General features: G+C 55.7%; 25 protein-coding genes and 1 pseudogene. 1 reads left to right on the top strand and 25 read right to left on the bottom strand.

Features of this window, described 5'->3' with window-relative positions; genetic code table 11:
• Window positions 1-43: 43 nt before the first annotated feature.
• From asnS to T260_RS129145, 16 genes and pseudogenes are all read right to left on the bottom strand, one after another.
• A complete protein-coding gene (gene asnS / locus T260_RS129075) occupies window positions 44-1,372 on the bottom strand; it encodes an asparagine--tRNA ligase (protein WP_042380425.1) in 1,329 nt (442 codons plus the stop codon).
• Window positions 1,372-1,560, bottom strand: a complete 189-nt coding sequence (locus tag T260_RS1000000139815; protein WP_023634024.1) for a hypothetical protein — start codon at window positions 1,558-1,560, stop codon at window positions 1,372-1,374. Before T260_RS1000000139815 ends, asnS begins: the two co-directional genes overlap by 1 nt.
• A gap of 16 nt (window positions 1,561-1,576) precedes the next feature.
• Window positions 1,577-2,758 (bottom strand): pyridoxal phosphate-dependent aminotransferase, encoded by a 1,182-nt coding sequence (locus T260_RS129085; RefSeq protein WP_023634023.1) that lies wholly within the window; start codon window positions 2,756-2,758, stop codon window positions 1,577-1,579.
• Between the two features lie 21 nt (window positions 2,759-2,779).
• Window positions 2,780-3,256, bottom strand: coding sequence for a cell wall elongation regulator TseB-like domain-containing protein (locus tag T260_RS129090; RefSeq protein WP_031212755.1), 477 nt, complete (start codon window positions 3,254-3,256; stop codon window positions 2,780-2,782).
• Between the two features lie 5 nt (window positions 3,257-3,261).
• Window positions 3,262-3,432: a YpmA family protein gene (locus T260_RS1000000138840; protein WP_011231659.1), complete on the bottom strand. Its 171-nt coding sequence runs from the start codon at window positions 3,430-3,432 to the stop codon at window positions 3,262-3,264.
• Window positions 3,433-3,768: 336 nt separating this feature from the next.
• Window positions 3,769-6,498 carry an ATP-dependent DNA helicase DinG gene (gene dinG, locus T260_RS129095; protein WP_023634019.1) on the bottom strand — a complete coding sequence of 910 codons (2,730 nt, stop codon included), beginning with the start codon at window positions 6,496-6,498 and terminating at the stop codon, window positions 3,769-3,771.
• A 47-nt stretch (window positions 6,499-6,545) separates the two neighbouring features.
• Entirely contained in the window at window positions 6,546-6,929 is a 384-nt protein-coding gene (panD, locus tag T260_RS129100) for an aspartate 1-decarboxylase (protein ID WP_013144919.1), read from the bottom strand.
• Window positions 6,911-7,813, bottom strand: a complete 903-nt coding sequence (gene panC / locus T260_RS129105; RefSeq protein WP_014196191.1) for a pantoate--beta-alanine ligase — start codon at window positions 7,811-7,813, stop codon at window positions 6,911-6,913. The genes panD and panC overlap by 19 nt, the downstream gene beginning before the upstream one ends.
• Window positions 7,810-8,649: a 3-methyl-2-oxobutanoate hydroxymethyltransferase gene (gene panB, locus T260_RS129110; protein ID WP_011231664.1), complete on the bottom strand. Its 840-nt coding sequence runs from the start codon at window positions 8,647-8,649 to the stop codon at window positions 7,810-7,812. Before panB ends, panC begins: the two co-directional genes overlap by 4 nt.
• Window positions 8,650-8,915: 266 nt before the next feature.
• Window positions 8,916-9,905, bottom strand: coding sequence for a bifunctional biotin--[acetyl-CoA-carboxylase] synthetase/biotin operon repressor (locus T260_RS129120; RefSeq protein WP_014196192.1), 990 nt, complete (start codon window positions 9,903-9,905; stop codon window positions 8,916-8,918).
• Window positions 9,863-11,073, bottom strand: a pseudogene (locus T260_RS1000000138295) (CCA tRNA nucleotidyltransferase). Before T260_RS1000000138295 ends, T260_RS129120 begins: the two are co-directional and overlap by 43 nt.
• Window positions 11,070-12,206, bottom strand: a complete 1,137-nt coding sequence (bshA, locus tag T260_RS129125; RefSeq protein WP_011231667.1) for an N-acetyl-alpha-D-glucosaminyl L-malate synthase BshA — start codon at window positions 12,204-12,206, stop codon at window positions 11,070-11,072. The pseudogene T260_RS1000000138295 and the gene bshA overlap by 4 nt, the downstream one beginning before the upstream one ends.
• The gene (bshB1, locus tag T260_RS129130) at window positions 12,203-12,913 is read right to left on the bottom strand and encodes a bacillithiol biosynthesis deacetylase BshB1 (RefSeq protein ID WP_014196194.1); all 711 of its coding nucleotides are present in this window, start codon (window positions 12,911-12,913) and stop codon (window positions 12,203-12,205) included. The genes bshA and bshB1 overlap by 4 nt, the downstream gene beginning before the upstream one ends.
• Before the next feature lie 5 nt (window positions 12,914-12,918).
• The gene (locus T260_RS129135; RefSeq protein ID WP_013144914.1) at window positions 12,919-13,353 is read right to left on the bottom strand and encodes a methylglyoxal synthase; all 435 of its coding nucleotides are present in this window, start codon (window positions 13,351-13,353) and stop codon (window positions 12,919-12,921) included.
• A gap of 31 nt (window positions 13,354-13,384) precedes the next feature.
• Window positions 13,385-14,182: a 4-hydroxy-tetrahydrodipicolinate reductase gene (gene dapB / locus T260_RS129140; RefSeq protein WP_014196195.1), complete on the bottom strand. Its 798-nt coding sequence runs from the start codon at window positions 14,180-14,182 to the stop codon at window positions 13,385-13,387.
• Window positions 14,179-14,514: a nucleotide pyrophosphohydrolase gene (locus T260_RS129145; RefSeq protein WP_011231671.1), complete on the bottom strand. Its 336-nt coding sequence runs from the start codon at window positions 14,512-14,514 to the stop codon at window positions 14,179-14,181. Before T260_RS129145 ends, dapB begins: the two co-directional genes overlap by 4 nt.
• Window positions 14,515-14,673: 159 nt before the next feature.
• Here T260_RS129145 and T260_RS129150 point away from each other — a divergent pair, with 159 nt between their 5' ends.
• On the top strand, window positions 14,674-15,546 hold the full coding sequence (locus T260_RS129150; protein WP_011231672.1) for a YitT family protein: 873 nt from the start codon (window positions 14,674-14,676) through the stop codon (window positions 15,544-15,546).
• Window positions 15,547-15,683: 137 nt separating this feature from the next.
• Here the strand turns inward: T260_RS129150 and ypjB are convergent, their stop codons facing one another.
• The 9 genes from ypjB to aroA form a co-directional block, all read right to left on the bottom strand.
• Window positions 15,684-16,472 (bottom strand): sporulation protein YpjB, encoded by a 789-nt coding sequence (gene ypjB / locus T260_RS129155; RefSeq protein ID WP_015375261.1) that lies wholly within the window; start codon window positions 16,470-16,472, stop codon window positions 15,684-15,686.
• Window positions 16,473-16,821: 349 nt separating this feature from the next.
• Window positions 16,822-17,442: a lipoprotein heptaprenylglyceryl N-acetyltransferase LhaT gene (lhaT, locus tag T260_RS129160; RefSeq protein WP_011231674.1), complete on the bottom strand. Its 621-nt coding sequence runs from the start codon at window positions 17,440-17,442 to the stop codon at window positions 16,822-16,824.
• Between the two features lie 78 nt (window positions 17,443-17,520).
• Window positions 17,521-18,285, bottom strand: coding sequence for a menaquinol-cytochrome c reductase cytochrome b/c subunit (locus T260_RS129165; protein WP_011231675.1), 765 nt, complete (start codon window positions 18,283-18,285; stop codon window positions 17,521-17,523).
• 49 nt (window positions 18,286-18,334) lie between these two features.
• The gene (gene qcrB, locus T260_RS129170; protein WP_011231676.1) at window positions 18,335-19,009 is read right to left on the bottom strand and encodes a menaquinol-cytochrome c reductase cytochrome b subunit; all 675 of its coding nucleotides are present in this window, start codon (window positions 19,007-19,009) and stop codon (window positions 18,335-18,337) included.
• 3 nt (window positions 19,010-19,012) lie between these two features.
• Window positions 19,013-19,522: a Rieske (2Fe-2S) protein gene (locus T260_RS129175; protein WP_011231677.1), complete on the bottom strand. Its 510-nt coding sequence runs from the start codon at window positions 19,520-19,522 to the stop codon at window positions 19,013-19,015.
• Between the two features lie 144 nt (window positions 19,523-19,666).
• Complete coding sequence (locus T260_RS129180) at window positions 19,667-20,122, bottom strand: YpiF family protein (protein ID WP_011231678.1); 456 nt, start codon at window positions 20,120-20,122, stop codon at window positions 19,667-19,669.
• A gap of 88 nt (window positions 20,123-20,210) precedes the next feature.
• Window positions 20,211-20,744 carry a ReoY family proteolytic degradation factor gene (locus T260_RS129185; RefSeq protein ID WP_013144907.1) on the bottom strand — a complete coding sequence of 178 codons (534 nt, stop codon included), beginning with the start codon at window positions 20,742-20,744 and terminating at the stop codon, window positions 20,211-20,213.
• A 56-nt stretch (window positions 20,745-20,800) separates the two neighbouring features.
• A complete protein-coding gene (locus T260_RS129190; RefSeq protein ID WP_023634018.1) occupies window positions 20,801-22,057 on the bottom strand; it encodes a tetratricopeptide repeat protein in 1,257 nt (418 codons plus the stop codon).
• A 270-nt stretch (window positions 22,058-22,327) separates the two neighbouring features.
• Window positions 22,328-23,299, bottom strand: a 972-nt coding sequence (gene aroA, locus T260_RS1000000141130; RefSeq protein ID WP_023634017.1) for a 3-phosphoshikimate 1-carboxyvinyltransferase, incomplete at its 5' end; no start/stop codon positions are given.

Raw genomic sequence — 23,299 nt, 5'->3', positions numbered from 1 at the left:
AACATGACGGCGGCGAAAAAACCCCCTTTTTGCAGGGGGTTTTTTACGGATAAAGCCGGTTGAGCAGCCGCGGGAACGGAATCGTCTCGCGCACATGTTCGACGCCGCAAATCCAAGCGACAGTGCGCTCCAAGCCGAGCCCGAACCCTGAATGCGGCACAGAACCGTATTTGCGCAAATCCAAATACCATTCATACGCTTCAAGCGGCAAATGGTGCTCTTCAAGGCGGCGCTTGAGCAGCTCATAATCGTGAATCCGTTCCGAGCCGCCAATGATTTCCCCGTATCCTTCCGGCGCAATCAAATCGGCGCATAACACAACGTCGGGGCGGTTCGGGTCCGGCTGCATATAAAACGGCTTCAAAGAGGCCGGATAGTGGGTGATGAACACCGGTTTGTCAAAACTTTCGGCGATGGCCGTCTCATGCGGCGCACCGAAGTCATCGCCCCACTCGATGTCGGTCAATCCTTTTTCATGAAGCAGCTTGATCGCCTCATCATACGTTAGGCGCGGAAACGGCGGTTTGACCAGCTCAAGCTTCGACACGTCGCGCCCGAGCCGCCCGAGTTCAAGCCGGCAGCGCTCGAGCACCGACTGCACAAGGTAGGAGACGTACTCTTCTTGCAGACGCAAATTGTCTTCAAACTCATAAAACGCCATTTCCGGCTCCACCATCCAAAACTCGATCAAATGGCGGCGTGTTTTCGATTTTTCGGCGCGGAACGTCGGGCCGAATGAGAACACTTTGCCGAGCGCCATCGCCGCCGCTTCCATGTAGAGCTGGCCGCTTTGCGACAAATAGGCATCCTCATCAAAATATTTCGTATGAAACAGTTCGGTCGTTCCTTCCGGTGCGCTGCCAGTCAAAATCGGGGCGTCGACTTTCACAAACCCGCGGTCGTTGAAAAACTCATACGTCGCCCGGATGATTTCGTTGCGAATTTTCATGATCGCGTGCTGGCGCCGCGACCGAAGCCAAAGGTGGCGATGGTCCATCAAAAATTCGACGCCATGCTCTTTCGGCGTAATCGGATAGTCAACTGCTTCTTGAATGACTTGCAAATCGGCAACCGACAGCTCGTAGCCAAATGGGGAGCGCTCGTCGATGCGCACCGTGCCCGTCACATAGAGCGACGTTTCTTGCGTCAATGTTTTTGCGCGTTGAAACACCTCTTCCGAGACGTTCGCCTTTTCGACGACGCCTTGAATAAAGCCAGTGCCGTCGCGCAGCTGCAAAAAGACGATTTTCCCGCTTGAGCGCTTGTTCGCGAGCCAAGCGCCGATCGTCACTTGTTGTCCTACGTATTGATTCACTTCCGCAATCGTCGTCGTTTTCACGCACTGATTCCCTCCAATAATCAACACGTCCATCATTCGCTATTATACCGTTCCGTCGGCGTCACGGCAACGACCAGCCAAAGCAGTGCAAAACGATGCTGCCCTCCCCATCGCCCTTCGGCGCAGCCGCCCGGAGCCAGCCGACAGTCCGCCGCTCCCACCGACGCGGAAAAAGCGGCTTTGCGCCAAACAAAGCCGCCCTTTTCTTTCCACTCTGACACCTTGGCGCAAAGCGCCTTAGGCCCGCGCCTCCATAAACCGGCGGATGCGTTCGATCGCTGTCTCGAGCGCCTCAAGCGAGGTCGCGTACGACAAGCGGACGTAATCCGGCGCCCCAAACCCAGAACCAGGCACGAGCGCGACTTTCGCTTCCTCCAACAAGGCGGCGACGAACTCGTCGACCGTGCGGCATCCAGCCATATCCGCCGCCTTTCGGGCGTTCGGGAACAAATAAAACGCTCCTTGCGGTTTGATGCAGGTGAAGCCTGGAATTTGCACAAGCTTGTCATAAATGATGTTGAGCCGTTCTTCAAACGCTTGGCGCATTTGTTCGACCGGCTCCTGCGGCCCGCTGTAGGCGGCAATGGCCGCATATTGAGCGATCGATGTCGGATTCGATGTGCTATGGCTTGCTAAATCGGTCATCGCTTGAATGATGTCTTTCGGTCCAGCCGCGTAGCCGATGCGCCACCCTGTCATCGAGTGCGATTTCGATACGCCGTTGATGATGATCGTCTGCTCCTTCAGCTCCGGCGACAGTTCGGCGATCGACACATGTTTCGCCCCGCCGTAAATCAATTTTTCATAAATTTCGTCCGAAACGATCAACACGCCATGCGCCAAGCATACTTCCCCGAGCGCTTTCAGCTCCTCGGCCGTATAAATCATGCCGGTCGGATTGCTCGGGGAGTTGATAATAACCGCCTTCGTCTTCGGGGTAATCGCCTGTTTCAGCTGATCCGGCGTCATTTTAAAGTCGTTTTCTTCCAGCCCTTCAACGTAAACCGGAACGCCGCCAGCCAGCTTCACTTGTTCCGGGTAGCTCACCCAATACGGCGTCGGAATGATGACCTCATCGCCTTCATCAAGCAGCACTTGAAAGAGCGTATAAAGCGCATGCTTCGCCCCGACACAGACGATGATTTCCGCCGGCTCGTACGAAAGCCCTTGATCACGGGCAAACTTTTTGATGATTTCCTCTTTCAGCGCCGGCAGCCCGCCTGATGGCGTATATTTCGTATGCCCTTCATTCATCGTCTTGATGGCCGCCGCGATAATGTGCTGGGGCGTGTTGAAATCCGGTTCGCCGGCCCCAAGGCCGATCACGTCGTATCCGGCCGCTTTCAGTTCCTTTGCTTTCGCCGTAATGGCCAATGTCGCCGATGGCGTCAGCGACGCCACCCGTTTTGCCAGTTTCATCGCTTCTTCCCCCTCACGTCCTCACTGTTGAAAACTGTACCTCTTCAGGAAGGCCCCATCCGCAAAGTGAAGGTAATAAAACGAATACCTTCCTTGCGCATCAATATATGTCAACTCCCAAAGAGGCACGCCTTTTTCCATGCCAAGCGTCGCGTCGATGATGCGCCGCGGTCGGCGGTCGCGCTGCAAAATGGCGCGCGCTTCCGCCTCGCTGATGCCGCTGTCCACGCCCTTGACGACGACACTCCCCTTTTTTTCAGGCACCCAAACGACGACCGCTTTCCCTTGTTTTGTTCTTCCGATGAATACGGTGCACGCTTCGTCGCCATAATATGTATAGACTTTCTTCACATCAGCAAGCCCGGCGGCTTCCTTCGCCCGCGCCAATGCATGTTCCACCATCAGCCGTTTGGGCGCCATCGCCTCGTCATAAATCGACCATGCCTGCCAAATGAGGAATCCAAAAAAAAGCAGAGTGAACCAACCCCACTTTTTCATCGTGATCACGTCCGATAAATCGTAAAGATGGCCTGGCGCTTGTCGTTTTCATCCAAGGCAAGGCCAAACATCAAATTGTCGCGCTTTAGCGTTCGGTTCAAGCAGTCGACAATTTTGTACAAGTCGTCGGAGTGCTGAACTTTGACGGTAGCGAGCACTTCGATTTTGCTTTCCATTTTCGTCGTTTCCTCCTGTGCGGCGCAAATTTTGTTACTTATACACGCCGGCGGCTCCGGCAACAATACAAATACAGCGAAGGTGACATCAAAGGCGTGCTTCTTCGCACCTCTGCGGCCAAGCCGACAAAGCCAAACGGCAAGGCGCAAACTGTCATCGCAGTTGTGCTTCTTTCCTATTATAGCAGGTTTGTCCGATCATTTCATAACAAATTTGCCCGCCTACACCGTCAACGCCAATTTGCTTCTTTCCCCCCGCTTCATGCGGGGTTTTTTGCCGCCTGACACCTTTAGATTGCGCCGTTTCGTCCATCTTTATGAGAAATAAAGCGCGCTTTAAGAAAGCCAAGTTTCCGCCTTGTCGAGCAGCTCAGAAAGCGCGCCTTCATGCACCGAAAGCGGCGGCAAGGAAGCGAGGAAATCCGCGCCGTACAGGGAAGCCATCAGCCGCCGATCCAGCACAAATACGGCTCCTTTGTCGTCTTCAGTGCGAATGAGGCGGCCAAACCCTTGCTTAAAACGAAGCACCGCCTCAGGAAGCGCCAGCTCGGAAAACGGATCGCCGCCTCCTAGGCGAATGCGCTCGCTTTTTGCCTCCATCACGGGATCGTCCGGGGGCGCAAACGGCAAGCGGGCGATGACAAGCACATCGAGCGCTGAACCTGGCAGATCGACCCCTTCCCAAAAGCTGCTCGTCCCAAACAACACCGCATGCTCAAACTGCAAAAACGTCCGCAAGAGCTTTGCCGGACTGCCGCTTTGCACCCCTTGAGCGATCAAAACAAACGGCTCGCCTTCTTCCTCCGTCTTCAACGCATCAACCGTCAGTTTCAACAGTTCATACGAAGGGAACAACACAAGCACCCGCCGTCCGAGGCGTCGGGCGATCGCAAGCACCGAAGCGGCGACCGCTTCGGCGTAATCTTCAAGCGGCACGGCAGAAACGAGCGGCATGTCCGCCGGCACGAAGAGCGCGGCCTGCTCCTCGTAACGAAACGGCGACGGAAACGAGCGGCAAAGTGGATAAAAATCCTCAAGACCGAGACGCGCCGCCATATACGTGAACCGGCCGCGGACAGTGAGCGTCGCCGACGTCAAAACGACGCTCCGTTTTTTCATAAACAGTTGATCGGCGAAAAAGTCAGCAAGGTCAACCGGCTGCGAGTAAAGGCGGACAGCGTTCGCCGCCCCTTTTTCGTCCGCTTCGATCCACCGGACGACACCCGGCTCCTTTTCGGTCAGCAAACGCACGAGCGCAGCCATTTGCCGGTTGAGAGCCGCCAAATCAGCCGACAGCAAGGCGGATGGTGGGAAATCGCCACTCGTATCAGCGGATAGAAGCGGCTTCGCTTCAGCGGATAGCGCCGCCGCCAAATCGCGCAGGCGCCAGCATAACTCCACCGCCGCCTGCCACGCCCGGCTCTGTTCGTCCGTCGGCGAAAAGCGATAGCGGCAACGTCCAGCGCGAGCCGGCTTTTTGTCCAACGCATAGCGGCGCAACAGGCGGAACAGCTCGTCCCCTTCAAACTGCAGCTCCTCAAGGCGTTGCTGGCAACGGACAAGAGCCCCATTCGGTGCGTCCTGTTCTGCTTCTACCCATTTCGCGATCGTCTGCGCGATTTTGGCGGTCAGCAGGCGAAACGACACATAGCTAATCTGCTCGCCAAAACACCGGGCGGCGGCATCTTCAAGCCGATGCGCCTCATCGATGATCAGATGGCGAAACGGCGGCAAAAGCGGCGCCGGGCCGGTCAAATCATGAAGCAAAAGCGCATGGTTGGTAATGACCACATCCGCCCGTTCGGAGCGCTCTTTCGCCCGGGCGAAAAAATGATGCCGCCCGCCGTCTTCCTCTTCGCCGATGGCAAGCGCGGACAATAGGAGACGGGCGCCGGATGACACATTCAATTCGTCCAAGTCGCCGCTGTCGGTCTCAAGCAGCCAAACGAGCACCTGGCACTTCAAGAGAGCCGCATCGTACGTGTCAGACGGCTCCGACAAAAACGAAGCGAACTTGTCAAGGGATAAGTAATTTTGCTTCCCTTTCAAAACGGCAACGCGGAGCGGAAACGGCGCGATTTGCCGCAATACCGGCCAATCGCGGCGAATGAGCTGCTCCTGCAGCTGGAGGGTATGCGTGCTGATGACGACCCGCTCTTGCTGCTCACAGGCAAAAAAAGCAGCGGGAATCAAATAGGCGAGCGATTTGCCAAGTCCGGTCCCTGCTTCAATGAGCGCGTGCTGGGACGTCGACAGCGCCTCATAAACGAGCCGCATCATCTCCCACTGCCCCGCGCGCCGCTTGTAGCCGGGAAGCGGAAGGGGCGGCTCCTGTTCGCAAAAGGCAGCGAACGAAGCCAAAGCGGGGCGCCGATCGCTCTCATCTGGCTCCGGCGCCGGTTGTTTCAACGCAATGCCGCGGTATACGGCGACAGCGCGGTCGGCCGGCGCCTTGTTCCGCTTTTTGGCGATGACCGCATCAAGGAGCAAGTAAATATCGCTTTTCAAGTGGCGGGCAAGACCGCGCAGTTGCTCAAGCGTCATAAGCGGCAGACGGGAGAGCCGCTTGAGCAAGGCAATGAACAGCTTGGCGGTCACTTCCGCATCGCTGTCCGCTTGATGCGGACGATTGTGGTGGAGGCCGAGCTGCCTCGCCAAATCGCCGAGCTTATAGCTTTCGGCAGTCGGCAACACGATGCGGGCGAGCTCGACCGTATCGATCGTCGGACCGGAAAACGGCGGCCAGCCAGCCCGTTCAAGCTCGGCCTGCAAAAACGGCAAATCAAAGTCGACGTTATGGGCGACAAAGTAAGCACCGTGCATCAAGGCGGCGATCTCGCCCGCCTTGTCAGCAAACAGCGGCGCTCCTTCGACCATCTGTTCGTTGATGTTCGTCAGCTGCTGAATGAACAGCGGAATGGGCCGTTCCGGGTTAAAAAAGCTGGCAAACCGTTCGACAATCAGGCCATCTTCGACGACCGCCATGCCGAGCTGGATGATCCGATCGCCTTTTTTCGGCCCATTTCCGGTTGTCTCCAAGTCAATGATGACAAAGCGCGTTGCCATAAACGATCACCTCAAAACGAAAAGGGGCGGAAAGCCCCTTTTTGCCCTCATAAAACCGTATGCGCCGGCTCTTCGGCGATGAGCTGCACAATCCGGTTGTTTTCGTCCATAATCGCGATTTTCGGTCGATGGGCGGCGATTTTTTCCTCTGGAACGAGCACATATGAGATGACGATAATAACGTCCCCTTTTTGCACAAGGCGGGCGGCGGCGCCGTTTAGGCAAAAGACGCCGCTGCCGCGCTCGCCGGGGATGACGTATGTTTCAAAACGGGCTCCATTATTATTGTTCACTACCTGTACTTTTTCATTAGCCACAATGCCGACGGCATCCAAAATATCTTCATCGATCGTAATGCTGCCGACGTAATCGAGATTGGCCTCTGTTACACGAGCGCGGTGAATTTTGGCGTTCATGAGCGTGCGAAACATGCTTGCTCCCCCTTTCCATCCCCTTGTTCGCCGGTTTTGGGCAACTCAATCATGATATTGTCGATCAACCGGGCGCTCGCAAATCGGACGGCGACAGCGATCAGCACTGTCCCGGCGAGCGTCTCAAGCGGCGTCAAATCCGGATATGAACATACTTCGACATAATCGATCTCAGCGTGCGTATGCGCTTCAATATGCTCTCTAACCATCCGGCGGATGGCCGCTGCGCTCCGCTCTCCTCGTTCGACGGCGGAAGCGGCCGCTTGAAGCGCTGCATACAGCGCCGGCGCCTCACTCCGTTCTTGCGGCGACAAATAGACGTTGCGCGAGCTTTTCGCCAGCCCGTCCGCCTCGCGGACCGTCGGCACCGGCACGAGCTCGATCGGAAAATTGAGATCGCGGATCAAGCCGTCGACGACCGCCACCTGTTGGGCATCTTTCATCCCAAAGTACGCGCGGTCGGGCATAACAATGTTGAACAGCTTAATGAGCACCGTCGCCACGCCGTCAAAATGGCCGGGGCGCGACCGTCCGCACAGCACGTCGGCGCGCGCTTGAACGATCGCTCGTACGGTAAGCGGCTCCGGATACATCTCGTCCGCTTCCGGATGGAACAAGACGTCGACTCCATGCTGTTCGGCGATGCGCCGGTCGCGCTCGAAATCGCGCGGATAGCGGGCAAAGTCTTCGTTCGGTCCGAACTGAAGCGGGTTGACGAAAACGCTTAGGACGACGATGTCGTTTTCCGCGCGCGCCCGATCGATGAGGGAGGTATGCCCTTCATGCAAATAGCCCATCGTCGGAACGAACCCGATCGTCTTTCCTTCACGGCGATATTGGCGCATGAGCGCCTGCATCGCTGCAATCTGATCCATCACGATCATCCTTGCTTTCCTCCGTAAAGCGCCACCCATTCTTCTTCCTTCATCGTAAACGTGTGCGCCGGCTCCGGGAACTGGCGCAGTTTGACATCAGCGACGTAGTTGGCTAACGCCTCGACGATCGTCTCTTGGATGGACGCGTATTGTTTCACAAACTTCGGCACGCGGGTGACACCGTAGCCAAGCAAATCGTGATACACGAGCACTTGACCGTCGACTTCCGCCCCAGCGCCGATGCCGATGACGGGAATGGTGAGTTCCCGGGCCATGGCCGCCCCGAGCTGCTTCGGAACACACTCTAAGACAAGGGCGATCGCTCCCGCCTGCTCGCATTGTTTCGCATCATCGAGCAGCTTTTTCGCACTTTCGGCATCTTTGCCTTGCACTTTATAGCCGCCAAGAACGCCGACCGATTGCGGCGTCAACCCGAGATGGGCAACGACCGGCACGCCGGCTTTCGTCAGCGCGGCAATCATGTCGACGACTTCATCCGCCCCTTCGACTTTAACGGCGTTCGCCCCTGACTCTTGCATGATGCGGCGGGCGTTTTGCAGCGCCTCTTCTTTGGACGCATGGTACGACATAAACGGCATATCGGTGACAATAAACGTGTTCGGCGCACCGCGGCGAACCGCCTTCGTATGGTGGATCATATCATCGACCGTCACCGGGATCGTTGAATCATACCCGAGCACAACCATGCCGAGCGAATCGCCGACCAAAATCATGTCGACGCCGGCTTGCTCGGCAAGCTTCGCGGACGGAAAATCGTAGGCGGTCACCATCACGATCGGCTCGCCCGCCTGCTTCATGTGGAAAAAATCGGTTTTCGCTTTCATTTTCGTTCCCTCCTCTTTGACTGCAGAGGAGATGAACCGCCCGAAACAAAACGTCCTTCTTTCCCGCCTTGAGAAAGAAGGACGCCATAAAACCGCCGTCGGTTTCGTTCATCCCTCTGTCCTAGTCCTTCAAAAAAGGATCAAGGCAGATCATTTCCTTCACCTATTCGTGCTGTCGGCCTCGGTGCAGTTCTTCTTGCGAAAGATACTGCCCTTTTCCTCGCTTTGTATTTTAACAAAATTGTTACAATTTTTCTAGTGGCAAATTAGAACTGAATATCGGCAGAATGGATGTAATGGATGTTCTTTTGCTCATCTTCAAGGATGAGCAGCCCGTCGTCAGTGATGCCGCGGGCGATGCCGCGAATCACGCCGTTCAGCGTTCTCGCTGTCACCGGCTTGCCGATCGAAACGGCGTACCCTTCCCAAAGAAGCTTAATCGGACGGAAGCCATGCGCCAAATATTGCTCATACAGCCGCTCAAGCCGGAACAAAATTTCTTGAATGAGCGGGGCGCGCTTTACGGGCCCGCCCTTTTCAATGGCCAGCGATGTCGCGATGGCCCGGATATCCTCCGGAAACTGCTCGATCGTTTGGTTGACGTTGATGCCGATGCCGATGATGACCGAATGGACGCGGTCAGGGTCGGCTTGCAGCTCCGTTAAAATGCCGACGCACTTTCTGCCGTCAAGCAAAATGTCATTCGGCCATTTAATGTCTGGGACAAGCCCGGTCACTTCCTGAATCGCCTGGCTGACGGCCACCGCGGCAAGCAGTGTCAGCTGCGGCGCCCGCTGCGGCGGGATGGCCGGCCGCAAAATGAGGCTCATCCAAATGCCCGTCCCTTTTGGGGAAAACCATTTCCGATCCAAACGCCCGCGCCCAGCCTTTTGCTCTTCCGCGACGACGAGCGTTCCTTCCGGCGCCCCTTCATACGCGAGCCTTGCCGCAATGCGCTGCGTCGAATCGACTTCGTCAAAAAAGTGGATCGTGTGGCCAAGTTTTTCCGTTTTTAAGCCGAGCTGGATTTCGTTGGCCGTCACTTTATCCGGCGTGCTGATAATCCGGTAGCCAAGGCGGCGCACTGCTTCGAGTTCAAATCCTTCTTTGCGCAGCTCCTCGATATGCTTCCATACCGCCGCCCGCGAACAGCCGAGCTGTTCGCTGATTTTTTGCCCGGACAAAAACTCGCCGTTCGCTTCGGCAAACAACTCTAACAGTTTTTTTCGTGTGTCCGATTGCGCTCCATGAGCCATGCGTAAATCCGCTCCTTCTCATTTTCGACTTCGCTGCTGACGACCGCCCGCCAGATGGCATCCAGCGTCTCTTTCACCCACGGACCGGCCGGTTTTCCAGCCCAGCGAATGACGTCTTTCCCGTTGACGGCAAGCTCCCCTTTCGTTTTGATCGGCAGCGCCGCAAAGCGGCGGCGGAGCTCCTCATGATGAGGTTCAGACGGCGCGCCGCAAAGCGCGGCGCGCACCGCTTCAACCGATAGCGCTCGCTCGAGGCCGGCCAAAAACAACTGTTCGTTCGTCCACGCCTCCGGCCTAGGGACATCATCGAGCGCCGCCAAAATGGCGCCAGCTTCATCGATTACTTTGTTGGGAAGCTTCCAGGCGCGCAAAAACGGACGAATGTCTTTGACATCAAGCGCGCGGCAAAGAAGCGCCCAGCGCTCTTCACGCTTTGTAAGCCACGGCCAGCGAAAGGCGGCGGCCGAGCGCAGCAGCTGCTCTTTTTTTTTCGGCCATGTTTTGATGCGCCGCACNACAAGTCGGAGGAAAATGGGGCCGAAAAAACGAACGGACCGGCGAGCAGTTTTTCCATTTCCATGGTCATCCGTTCGACAGAAATGTGGGCCATAAGCGGTGCGTTTTGGACGATCGCCCGCTTCGTGTCCTCAGCAAGGGCAAATCCAAGTTGGCTGACGAAGCGAACAGCCCGCATCATGCGGAGCGCATCTTCGCGAAACCGTTCGTCCGCCGCCCCGACCGTGCAAATGAGCCGCCGCTCGATCGCCTCTTGTCCGCCAAACGGATCAATGATCGTTCCGCGTTCATCCATGGCGATGGCGTTCATCGTGAAATCGCGGCGCTTTAAGTCTTCCTCAAGCGAACGAACGAACGTCACCGACTCCGGACGGCGATGGTCTTCATAATCGCCGTCCGTGCGGAATGTCGTCACTTCGTACGCCGTTCCTTCATGCACGACGACGACCGTGCCGTGTTTCGAACCGACGTCGATCGTTTTCGGAAACAAGCGCATCACTTCTTCCGGCAGAGCGCTTGTCGCGATATCGACGTCGCCGATCGCACGCCCGATCAACAAGTCGCGCACCGCGCCGCCGACAAAATACGCCTCATAGCCATGCCGCTTCAATTGTCGGATAATGCCGAGCGCCTGTTCAAACGGCGGTTTCATCGTTTCACCTTCCTTGCCGCAAGCGAAGCGTACAGCTGTTCATACTGGCCGACGATGTCGGCCGAGCGGAACTTGCGCTCGACCGTTTGCACCGCCTGTCTTGCCATCTCAGCGTGCAACCGGCAGTCTGTCAACAGCGCCATCGCCTGTCTTGCCGCCTCTTTGACATCGCCAAGCGGGCATAAAAACCCGGTTTTCCCATCCTCAATCACTTCCGGAATCCCGCCGATGGCCGTGCCGATGCACGGAACGCCGCACGCCATCGCTTCAAGCAATACGAGCCCGAAGCTTTCTTTTTCCGACAAAAGCATCATCACATCACTGATCGAATACAGCTCTTCGAGTTTATCCTGTTTTCCTAAAAAGCGGACATCATCTTGCAGCCCAAGCTCTTTCACAAGCCGGCAGACGACGGTCATTTCCGGACCGTCGCCGACAAGCAAGAGCTTGGCTGGCACGTGCCGGCGCACGATGGCAAACGCTCTCACTACATCAGGCACACGCTTCACTTTCCGGAAATTCGAGACATGGATCACAACTCGTTCATCGTCGCGAATGCCGTACTCGCGCCGTAAATGGCCCGCTTCCCGGCGACGGTAGACGCGTTCATCGACAAAATTGTAGACGGTATGGATCGTCGCTTGCACATCGAGCAGTTCATACGTCTGCCGGGCAAGGGCGTCAGACACCGCCGTAACGATATCCGACTGCTCGATGCCAAATTTGATCATATCGGAAAGCGACGGGTCATAGCCTAACACGGTGATATCCGTGCCGTGCAGCGTCGTGATGATCGGCAGCTCGCCGACCATTTGCCGCGCCAACACCGCACAGACGGCATGAGGAACGGCGTAATGGGCATGAAGCACATCGAGCCGTTCCCGCTTTGCCACCTCAGCAATTTTGCTTGCCAATGCCAAATCGTACGGCGGGTATTGAAAGACGGAATATTGGTTGACACTGACTTCATGATAATAAATGTTGCCGTACACTTTATTCAAACGAAACGGCATGCTCGATGAGATAAAGTGAATCTCATGCCCCCGCTCCGCCAGCAGCTTGCCAAGCTCAGTGGCGACCACTCCGGAGCCCCCGACCGTCGGATAGCAAACAATCCCGATTTTCAGCTTCATCGCTCCTCCTCAAACAAATTGGAAAGATGAATCGGCGTTTTCGTCAAAAACCCTTCCGCATACGCCGCGCCGATTTGTTGACCGAACCAGCGCTCGCGGCTTTCAATCATCTCGATGTAGCCGTTGGTCAGCGGGGTGTCAACCGAGCCAGGCCGTTTTTGAAACTGGCTTTCGTACGCGCGCAGGCTGTCCAGCTTGTCATCGATCGTTTCGCTAATATCGATGAGAAAATGCGGGCGGCAAAAGGCATTGATCATATAATAATACACCGCCCGAACGCGGTGCGCATCGCCAAGCTCTCCGGCGCCATAGCGGCGGATGCCGGCGGAAAAGACCGCTTCCTCGACAAGGCGGGCGCATCGCCCGTGATCCGGATGTCGATCTTCCCAATAGGGGGCGAATACAAGGCGCGGCCGGCAGCGGCGGATGACCGCTGTGATCTGGCGGATCGCCTCTTCCTCGACATAAAGGCCGCGGTCAGGCAGCCCAAGATTGAACCGCTCGGATACACCGAGCCGGCGGGCCGCCTCGGCCGCCTCTCTCTGCCGCTCGTCGACCGTGCCGTTGGACGACAGCTCGGCTTGCGTCAAGTCGCAAATGACAATACGGTACCCACGGCGTACGTATTTGGCGATCGTCCCTCCCATGCCGATTTCGACATCATCCGGATGGGCGCCGAACGCCAACAAGTCACACGTTTCCATCATCGCTGTCACCTTTCTGTTTTCGATTCCTCCCCGCCTTTTGTTCGGCCGCGCACAATGCTGCGCCATGCCAAATCGCCGCGCTCCAACGCGCGGATGAGCAGCTCGGCCGTGCCGATGTTCGTCGCCAACGGCACGGCATAGACGTCGCAAAGCCGCATCAATGCGCTGATGTCCGGCTCATGCGGCTGGGCGGTGAGCGGATCGCGGAAAAAAATGACCAGATCCATTTCATTGCGGGCGATCATCGCCCCGATTTCTTGGTCGCCTCCGTACGGCCCCGATTGGAAGCGATGAACGGGAAGACCGGTCGCCTCCTGGATGCGCAAGCCGGTCGTGCCGGTGGCGTACAATTCATGGTTTGCAAGCACAGGCGCATAGGCGGTCGCAAATGCGACCATCTCTGCCTTTTTTTGGTCATGGGCAATTAACGCGATTTTCATTCCATTCTCCCCCGTTTGCGCAGTTTGCACACTATTCCAAAATATGCTCCAGCCCATAGACAAGCGTATGTAAATGCATCACCGTTTCCACTGCCAGCTTCACCCCGGACATAAACGAGCGGCGGTCGAACGAATCGTGGCGGATCGTCAACGTCTGGCCGTTGCCGCCGAAAATCACTTCTTGATGAGCGACAAAGCCCGGCAGACGGACGCTGTGGATCGGGATGCCGTCGTAAGCGGCGCCGCGCGCGCCAGCAAGCGTTTCCTTTTCGTTCGGGTGGCCTTGCTTTTTCGACGGTCGCACTTCGGCAATGAGCTGCGCCGTCTTCAATGCCGTTCCGGACGGTGCGTCAAGCTTTTGATCATGGTGCAATTCAATGATTTCCACATCAGTGAAATATTTGGCCGCCATGCGGGCGAATTTCATCATCAACACCGCTCCGACGGCAAAGTTCGGCGCGATGATGGCGCCGATTTCTTTCTCTTCCGCCAGCTTGGTGAGCCGCTCGATATCTTCCGGCGTAAATCCAGTCGTGCCGACGACCGGACGAACGCCGTAACGCAGCGCCAGCTCGGTGTGCCGCTTTCCGGCTTCCGGCGTTGTCAAATCGATCAATACATCCGGCTTCACCTCCGCAAAACAGCGGGCCGCATCGGTGTAAATCGGGGCGTTGACGCCGGAAAATCGGTCGATCTCCGCTAAATTTTGTCCATCGTAACGGCGGTCGATGACCGCAGCCAGTTCAAAGTGATCGGTTTGCTGCACGAGCGCAACCGCTTCTCGGCCCATGCGGCCGCGCGGCCCCGCGATGACAATGCGAATCGTCATGATCCTTCCTCCTTCCGCGTCCAGCGGTCGCGGTCGCGGGTGCGAAACTTGTCCATCACCCGGTCGTGCGCCGCCTGCAAATCAATGCCGAGCGAATTGGCGAAGCAAATGAGCACAAACAGCAAATCGCCCAGCTCTTCTTCCACCGTTTTTTCTTGTTCGGTCGCCTTTTTCGGTTTTTCCCCGTAGTAATGGTTCACCTCGCGCGCCAGCTCGCCGAGCTCTTCCGTCAGCCGCGCCAGCATGGCGAGCGGGCTGAAATAGCCTTCTTTGAATTGACTGATATAGTCATCCACTTCCTGTTGCATTTGTTTCATCGTTTTCTCCTGCATGGCTTGTCACCTCGTCTGTTTTCATGTTAGCGAAAAGCGGCGCATTTGACAAATGTTTTCGCCCGCTGTCAATCCGCCCGTTTTCGCTCGTCATTGCCTATATGGACAAGTTCCTCTATAATTAAGGGCGCCGACTATTTTTGCGGACGGAGGGACGGTATGATTTTTGGACTAAAGATCAAAAACTGCCTGTTTATTTTGCTTGGCGCCGCTATTTTCGCCTTCGGGCTCGTTCATTTCAACATGCAAAACAATTTGGCGGAAGGCGGGTTTACCGGCATTACGCTTCTTCTTTATTTTTTGTTCGGACTGGATCCAGCGATCACCAACTTGGCGCTCAACATTCCGCTCTTTTTCATCGGCTGGAAGCTGCTCGGCCGCCAAACGTTTCTCTATACCGTCATCGGCACGGTCGCCGTTTCCGTCTTTTTGTCCATCTTTCAACGCTACATGATTCATATGCCGCTTCGACATGACATGACGCTCGCCGCCTTGTTTGCCGGCGTCTTTATCGGCGTCGGCCTCGGCATTATTTTCCGCTACGGCGGCACAACCGGAGGCGTCGATATTATCGCGCGCCTCGTCCATAAATATAAAGGCATCAGCATGGGCAAAACGATGTTTGCCTTTGACGCCACCGTCATCACATTGTCGCTTCTTCTTTACCTGTCATACCGCGAGGCGATGTATACGTTGGTCGCCGTCTTTATCGCCGCCCGGGTCATTGATTTTCTGCAGGAAGGCGGCTATGCGGCAAAAGGGGCGACCATCATCTCAGAAAAAAGCGAAGAGATCGCCAACCGGATCTTGACAGAGATGGAGCGCGGCGTCACCGTGCTGAAAGGGCGCGGCTCGTATACGAAGCGCGACCGCGACGTCTTGTATTGCGTCGTCGCCAAAAACGAACTGCCGCGCTTAAAAAGTGTCATTATATCCGTTGATCCGCATGCGTTCGTCGCCGTCACCGATGTGCATGATGTGCTCGGCGAAGGGTTTACGCTCGATGAACAAAAGCGGCCGCTGGAACCATGAAAAGCCGCTGGCGCGAAAGCCCAACCGGGACAAGCCCGGCAAGCGCCGCTTGAAAGTGCCGGGGCGGTGCTTGCACAAAGCGACGGGAAAACAAAAAAGAGGGGGAAACGTTTCCCCCTCGCAAAAAGCGCCGGTGCTTAGTCTTCCGGCTGCCGCGCCCGCTTCTCTTCCTTTTCTCCTTTGTACTTCCGCCAGCCAACGTACGTCAGCGTCAACACGATCACTCCGCCAGTGGAAATCATCACCCAAATCAGCGACGGATCAGCTTCGTCCTTTTTCACCCCGGCAAACAGCGCTTCAAGATCTTGACGCGCATCGGCAAGTTGCTCGCGCTGCTCGTCTTCGCCGCGTTGCCAAAACGCGGCGGCCTGCAACGCCTCAAGATCATCATCGACCTTTGTCGCGATATCCGGCGGCACGTCGATTTTCACACTCGGCTCGATCAATGTATAGCGGTCAAGCAACTGGCGGAGGGCAGCGGCATACGCTTTCTGCTCGCCTTGTTGTGCCGCCTTTTCGACCGCGGCAAACGCCTCCATGACAGCCGGCTCCATCTCCGTCCAAAGCGGCTGGTATGTCGAATGGATGGCGTCAACAACAAGGCGAAACTGGGTGATCGCCGCCACTTTGTCTTCCGCGGAGATCGGCGCCGTCATCGCCTTGACTGCCTGCTCATGCGTCACGGTCACCGCCCGCAATTCATCGGCCGATTTCAACCGTTCTTTTGCCCCAAGGGCGAAAAACCGCTTGGAAAAATAGCGGAGCACTTCTTTTGCTTCGGCAAAACGACCGTTTTTCGCCAATTGCAGCGCCTCGTCGGAAATATCGTCCAACTGCTCCCAACCGTTTGTTTGTCCAGCCGCGCCAATGGGCGCTGGCCATAAAAAGGCGAGCGACAACAACATGGCTAGCCCGATTCGCTTCATCATCGTCCCTCCCTCATCCACTAGTACAATGTATGAAGGAGTGGACAAGAGTAGACCAGGCAACTGCTATATAGATGCAATTCGAAGCTTTACCATTTGCAGCTTTTACCGAGTATTTGATCGACTGTCAGGGGACCGAACAACGCCGCTTAAAGACCCATATATGGGTCTTTAGGGCAGGCGGTTGTTCGGTCTTCCGTCACGCCTTGGCGTGACGGAGGCAAGCCTGTGGCTTGCCTTCGACAGTCGAAAATGGACAAACCGCTTTTCCGTCAAGGATATGTTAAACTTCTTCGTTGCATCTATAATAGAAAGCTGCCGCCCAACGTTCCTCCTTGTGTTCAACGCTCTACTCTGATGCCTGCCGGAAAGACATGCCGCCCGGCAGAAGCGGCTGGCGCCGGAGGCGGACGCCAAGCTGATACGCAGCGGCAATCGATGCGATGCTCAACCAAAACGTAAAATAGCCGATTTCGTTGGCGTAGTCAGCCAGCACACTATAGCGCGGCATCATGCCAAAAACGTAGTCGATGACATCGTTATGCAGCGTCCACACGGCCGCCAGCATAAGGTGAAGGAAGCGGAATCGATAAAACCGGGCGTACAGCATTCCTTCGATCGCCATCGCCCCGTGCGAAACGATCAGCATCCACCCGGCCCAATCGAGCGTGCCGGTGACGCGCCAAACGAGCACATTCATAACGACCGCCCAAATTCCATACTTAACAAGCGTCACCAAAGCCAACGCTTCAAAAAGCGGCGCCGACCTGCCGAAAAGCCATGCCACAAGGACGACAAGAAAAAAAAGGCTCGCCGTCGGACTGTCGGGAACAAACGGCAAAAAGATGGGCGGCGTATCGGCAAGTTGATAACGATACCAATAATATCCATAGATGGTGCCGGCCGCGTTGACGAACAAGAGCAGCCAAACAACCGGCCGGGAAGCCAACAGCGCATAAAGCCATGCCATCATCTGCACCTCGCCTCGGTTTCATGTTGGCACGAAAAAAGCTGACTAACGCGAGTCAGCTTTTTCGTGTCGAAACGATTATTCCGCTTTCAGTCCAGCGATGAATTCGGACAGTTTTTTCAACTCTTCATCCGTGCCCTTAAAGACGCCGGGCGGCATGTTGCCTTTCCCTTCTCTCGCGATTTTCGCGATTTCTTCCGGTTTCAAGCCGGTGCCGATGAGCGACGGACCAGCACCGCCGGACAAGTTTTGTCCGTGGCACGATGTACATGTGTTCGCTTGGGCGATTTTATAGCCTTCCGCGTTCGTGTCAATTTTCACTTCCGCCCGAATTTTCCCTTGTTCAGCCGCTTTTTTCCAGTCGTGTGTGACGACCGCTTCCCATGTCAAATAAATCATCGCCGCAAGCGCCAACAGCATCATCCCGGTCGCGACCGGACGCTTCCAAGGACGGCGCTCTGGGCCGCGGTCCAAAAACGGCGCCAATAAGAGCGCGCCGAACGCCAACCCCGGGATGATGATCGCGCCGACGACCGTATACGGACCAGACGCATACGAATATTTGAGCAATTGGTATAAGAACAAGAAATACCAGTCAGGCAGCGGCACGTACGTCGTGTCCGTCGGGTCGGCGATCCGCTCAAGCGGCGACGGATGGGCGACCGTCAAGCATAAGAAACCGACGAGAAAGACCGATCCGACCAACCATTCCTTGAGCAGGAAGTTCGGCCAAAACACTTCCGTTTTCCCGGGATATTCCGAATAGTCCTTTGGAATATTCGGTTTTCTCACCGCGGGAACACGGGAATCGCCGACGAATTTCATTCCTTTTCCGCGATGCATTGCGTGGTTCCCTCCTTTTTTCTATCGCCTCTAAACGCGGGCCGACCGATCATAGCGGACCGGAAATGCCTTGTCTGCGAATCATTAAAAAGTGCGCTGCCATTAAGCCGAGCAAAGCGGCCGGCAAGAAGAAGACGTGAATGGCAAAAAAGCGCGTCAACGTTTGCGCGCCGACAATTTCCGGGTCCCCAGCTAACAGCGTCTTAATGGCCGGGCCAATGAGCGGCGTCGCTTCCGCGATTTGCAAACCAACTTTCGTCGCAAACAGCGCTTTCATATCCCACGGCAACAAGTAGCCGGTGAAGCCAAGACCCATCATCACCATAAAGATCAATACGCCGACGATCCAGTTCATTTCGCGCGGCTTTTTATAAGCCCCTTGGAAAAAGACGCGCAGCGTATGTAAAAACATCATGACGATGACCAAGCTCGCCCCCCAATGGTGCATGCCGCGCACAATTTGGCCGAACGCCACTTCGTTTTGCAAGTAATACACCGATTCCCACGCGTTTTTAATATCCGGGACGTAGTACATCGTCAAAAACATGCCTGACAAAATTTGAATGACCGTGACAAAAAACGTCAGCCCGCCGAAACAATAGACAAAGGCGGAAAAATGGTGGGCGGGGTTGACGTGCTCCGGAACTTCGTGATCGGCGATATCCCGCCATAAAGGCGTAATATCTAAGCGTTCATCGACCCAGTCATACAGCTTGTTTAACACGCATTACGCCTCCTTTCTTGGTTTCGCCTTGCCTAAATACAGCTTGCCGTCTTTCACTTTGTACTCGTAACGGTCAAGCGGAGCTTGCGGCGGCGTCCCCGGAACGTTCGTGCCGTCCTTCTCATAGCGCCCATAGTGGCATGGGCAGAAAAACTGGTTCGGATGCTCTTTGTCCGTGTTCCAGTCGACCGTACAGCCAAGGTGTTTGCAGATCGGCGACAGGGCGATGATCTCCCCTTTGTCCGTTTTATACACCCATGCTGATTTTGGCTCTTCCGACTCGTACCAAGCGTCTTTCACCTTCACTTTAAAGTCGAAGCGCTTCGGTTCGGTCGTAATCTCTTTGACGTCTGCTACCGCGACCATCTCCGTCCCTGCTTCATCCTTCAAGATCGGATCGAAAGCAAAACGGAGCATCGGCATCAGCATTCCTGCCGCCATAAAACCGCCGACGCCGGTCAGCGTGTAGTTTAAAAACTGACGTCTCGTTACACGATGTTTGTTGTCGCTCATCGTCTTCCCCCCTCTATGCAAAATCAAGTCCGCACCGGACGATTGTATGTATAACACATATGGAAAACTAGGACATTCTAATGATAGCTCAATTGCTGGACAAGGTCAATATCGCAGGCGGCAAAACGTCGGACTTTGCCGCGTCTACTCTTGCGCCCATCGACCGATGAGAAAGCGGAGCAGCTCGGCGGCCTGCTCTCTGACAAGCTCGTGCTTGTACGATTCACCCATGCTCTCGAGCGGAACAACCGGAACGAACCAAACGCGGTCAGCTTCTTCGCCCTCTTGCCACGCACGGTCGCACGTCACATAAAACAGATGCTTCATTCCTTCCCGCTTAAGCCGGTTGGTCCAATCCGCCAGCCTTTCGGTAAGCAGCGCCCGCGGCTCATCGGCAAAATACACAAACGACGGCATCAAAAACAACCGGCCCTTCAGCTGCCGCTCGACCTCGGCCGCGATGAGCCCGACAAGCTCCCCGCCGGAAGCGAGCCGCTTCGCTCCTTGGCCGAAAGCCACCGGCAAAAGCGGAAGGAGCGCCGTGTCGATGTAGTCGCGCTCTCGTTCATAGAGGGCGACGTCCTCGCCTGTCCACTTCATTCGTACTCTCCTTTTCCTCAAAGTTTCTTCCCTTCATCACCATACCATATTTTTCGGCAAAAGAAAAACCTTGCCGGCGGCAAGGTTTTTACAATTTGTTTAATTCATCGGTCAGGCGGCGGAACGCCTCTTCATCATGGCGGTCAAGCGCCTCATCGATCAGCTTCATGAGCCGCCCGCGCCGGAATTCGTAAATGGAGCGTTCCAAAAACTGCTCGGCGAGGCGCTGGTCGTTTTCGCTCACTTGCGCCTGCTTCGGCGCATACGGGTTTTCCTCAAGCACAGCGACATATTGTGGCGAGTGAAAAGAAGCGCGGAAATTCAGTTGAATGTAAATATCTTCGTCGCGGTTTAAACGGATGTCATGGAACGATTTCTCTGCATCGGTTGTCATCACATTGCCTTTGTAAAAACGGAACGGCACATCGTCGACGCAGTGAGTCGACATAATGATGCCGCGCGGGCAATATTGGGCATTCTCGACAAAATGCACCTTTTGCATGAGCTGGTCATGGCTCATCAAATAGTTTAAAATCCAGACACACTCGCGCCGCTTCAACTGATAGTGGCTTAAAAACCAACGGATAAACTCTTTTTTCTCATTGACGGATACGTGCGTCATTGTGCGCTTCCCCCTCGATCGGTTTCCAAGAAAGAGGTTGGGCCACCGCTTCTCCCCTACTCTTCGAGCTCAAGCAGCATCTCCGCCGCCTCCGTATGGGTTGGGTCGAGACGGACGATCTGTTGAAATATTTCTTTCGCCGCCGCCCGATTTCCTTCCTCGATGAGAAAATATCCGTACTCTTCGAGGAACTCGACATTGTGCTTAAAGAAATTATATGCCTCGCTGTAATGATTTAATGCATCGTCGTACATCTCAAGCCGATGTTTGGCGCGCCCAAGGTCCCATTCAAACTGCGGATCGTACTCGCCATCGGCCATCGCCTGCTCAAGAAGCGCCACGACATCCTCATAGCGCTGTTCGTTTAGCCAAAGCGCCGATAAAACCGTGAGCGCCTCGATGTACCCGCCATCGATCTCAAGCGCTTTTTTCAAATGTTCCTCTGCCTCCTCCGGCTTGTTCAGCTTGAGCGCCAGCTTGCCTGCGTAAAGACGGAGCTCTTTGTTCCATTCGTCGACGCCGATGCCCTCAAGCGCCGTCTCATAGCTTTGCACGAGCCGTCCTTCTTGTTCATACGCTTTCGCCAAATAAAGGTAAAGCGGAGTGTAGTCCGGATCGAGCTCTTTTAAAGCGCTGAGCTTATCGATGGCCGTTTGTGTATAGCCGGCCTGCAACGCGGTGAATCCGTAGGCGAACAGCGTCCGACTGTCCATTTTTTCATTGAGCGCCTCCTCATAATACGGAAGCGCCGCCTCGAATTCCCCGGAACGGCTGAGCGCCTCAGCGATCCGCTCAGTGATCAAGACGCCGGCCATCTCCTTATTCGTCTTCCGCACCTGTTCATAAAGCGGCACGCTTTTTGAGTATTCCCCGTGCGAAAAATACAACTCAGCCAACGCAAACTGCACGATCGGCTCATCTGGAGCTTTCTCGTACGCTTGACGCAGCTTCCGCTCGCTCACTTCCGCCAGCCCTTGCATTTCGTACAAATCGGCGGCAAGAAGGCACGCGCGGACAAACTGCGGATCGTCTTCGTCGATCTCCGACAAAATGGCGAGCGCTTCCTCTTCGGCTTCAAGCTCCGTATACACTTCCGCCAAAAACAGGCGAATGTCGCCGTCATCCGGATAGCGGGCAGCCAGCTCCTCAAGCAGCTCCTTCGCCTCTTCCGGCATTCCCCATCCGTACAAGCAGTCGGCAAGCGCGTATTTTTCTTCATCACTTCCATATTTTTTCACTTTCGGCACGAGCGCCAACGCTTGGTCGACGTTTCCGTTTTCCACTAAGCGAATGATTTGTTCGACGCGTGTCATCGTTTCGTCAGCCCTCTCTTGCGGCAGGCGGCCATCCGCCTTTGCCATTCAAATCGTTATGTACTGTTACAATGGGAACATGAATGATGATAATCGATCATGGCCGTTTCCGCAACCAAACCGCTCGCCGTCTGGAAGGTGCGTCGTTTTTTCATCTAGAAACAGGAAATGTATCCGCTTTCAAAAAATACGGAGCCCTTCCTCTCACTGACAATATATGAACGAACAACGCAAAATATGACCGCCCGCCCGCTTGGGGCGGGAGGCCTTTTACAGCAGCGAACGGAGGTCGGCAAAAAACGCCGGATAGGAAACGGCGACCGCTTCCGAACGCTCGAGGCGGACCGTCCCTTTGGCGATGCAGGCAGCAACGGCGAGCATCATGCCGATGCGGTGGTCGCCATGGCTGTCGACAACAATCCCGTCGGCATAAAGCGGCGTTTTGCCGCGGATCATCATGCCGTCGTCGGTTGCTTCGATGTCAGCGCCGAGTTTTTTCAACTCGGTGACGACCGTATGGATCCGATTCGTCTCTTTCACCTTCAGTTCGCTCGCGTCTTTGATGACGGTCGTTCCTTCCGCCTGCGTCGCGAGCAAGGCAATGATCGGAATTTCGTCGATCAATCTTGGAATCAGATCCCCGCCGATTTCGACCGCCCGAAGCGTCGACGTGCGGACCGTAATATCACCGACCGGCTCGGTTTCCTCGTTGCGGACGTTGTCAATCGCAATATCCGCCCCCATTTGTGTAAGCACATCGATGATGCCGGTCCGCGTTGGATTTAAGCCGACGTTTTTCAGCGTAATTTCGCTGTTTGGCACAATGGCGCCGGCGACAAGGAAAAAGGCGGCTGACGAAATATCGCCGGGAACGTAAATGTGCGTCCCGCGCAAGCGTTGCGGACCGGCCACCGAGACGGTCAAGCCATCCACATTCACTTCACCGCCAAACAACCGAACCATCCGCTCGGTATGATCGCGCGAGCGGTGCGGCTCAGCAACAGACGTCACGCCGTCAGCGAATAAGCCGGCGAGCAAAATGGCCGATTTTACTTGCGCGCTCGCCACCGGCGAAGTGTAGCGAAGCGGGCGAAGCGCGCCGCCGCGGATGGAAAGCGGCGTATAATTGCCGCCCTCACGCCCGTCAATACGCGCTCCCATTTCGCGAAGCGGTTTCGTCACCCGCCCCATCGGTCGCTTGGCGATCGATTCATCGAGATCGGAAGAGCGTCGTGTAGGGAA

Origin of the sequence: Geobacillus thermopakistaniensis (assembly GCF_000498995.1) — a bacterium.
Classification (GTDB): domain Bacteria; phylum Bacillota; class Bacilli; order Bacillales; family Anoxybacillaceae; genus Geobacillus; species Geobacillus thermoleovorans.
The sequence above is the reverse complement of the archived record's forward strand: the minus strand, read 5'-3'. Positions and strand labels throughout refer to the sequence as shown.